Annotated in this window: 1 protein-coding gene and 1 rRNA gene; one reads left to right on the top strand and one right to left on the bottom strand. The window is 51.4% G+C overall.

Annotation, left to right across the window (positions count from 1 at the left end; translation table 11 throughout):
* Positions 1–208 (bottom strand): alpha-amylase family glycosyl hydrolase (locus OKJ99_RS18520; protein WP_456115189.1); only part of this gene is annotated, 208 nt, incomplete at its 3' end.
* Between OKJ99_RS18520 and OKJ99_RS18515 the strand changes: the two genes are divergently transcribed.
* Positions 202–564, top strand: a 23S ribosomal RNA gene (locus tag OKJ99_RS18515); the annotation flags it as partial. The two genes, OKJ99_RS18520 and OKJ99_RS18515, sit on opposite strands and share 7 nt — an antisense overlap.

The raw sequence follows: 564 nt of genomic DNA, 5'->3' as shown, positions 1-564 counted from the left end.
CTGCGTTTTTTCCGTTGCTCCACTGGAATGGGGTCCTGACGGGGTCGCGGGACACTTCGATGAAATTAACGGGGTCGTCCGTATTGCAGGCTTGAGGATCCTTCGTTTCGCTCCACGGCACGAATCCATTTACCATTCCTATTTCTTCGCCCATATAAGTGATAGCGATCCCAGGTAGTAAAAGAACGAGCATGTTGAAGGCATCCACTAGTTCAGGCCTGAATCTTGATGCTACTCTGCTCTTGTCGTGATTGCCAGTCACCCAGTTGGCCAAGGCAAACTCCGAATACCGATGAGTACAGCTTGGGAGACAGAGCACCGGGTGCTAACGTCCGGACTCAAGAGGGAAACAACCCAGACCGCCAGCTAAGGTCCCTAAAATTGGCTAAGTGGGAAACGAAGTGGGAAGGCTAAAACAGTCAGGATGTTGGCTTAGAAGCAGCCATCATTTAAAGAAAGCGTAATAGCTCACTGATCGAGTCGTCCTGCGCGGAAGATGTAACGGGGCTCAAACTGATAACCGAAGCTGCGGATGGGCACAGTCAAATGTGTCCGTGGTAGGGG

Source organism: Streptomyces endophyticus, assembly GCF_035798155.1.
GTDB lineage: Bacteria > Actinomycetota > Actinomycetes > Streptomycetales > Streptomycetaceae > Streptomyces > Streptomyces endophyticus.
The sequence above is the reverse complement of the archived record's forward strand: the minus strand, read 5'-3'. Positions and strand labels throughout refer to the sequence as shown.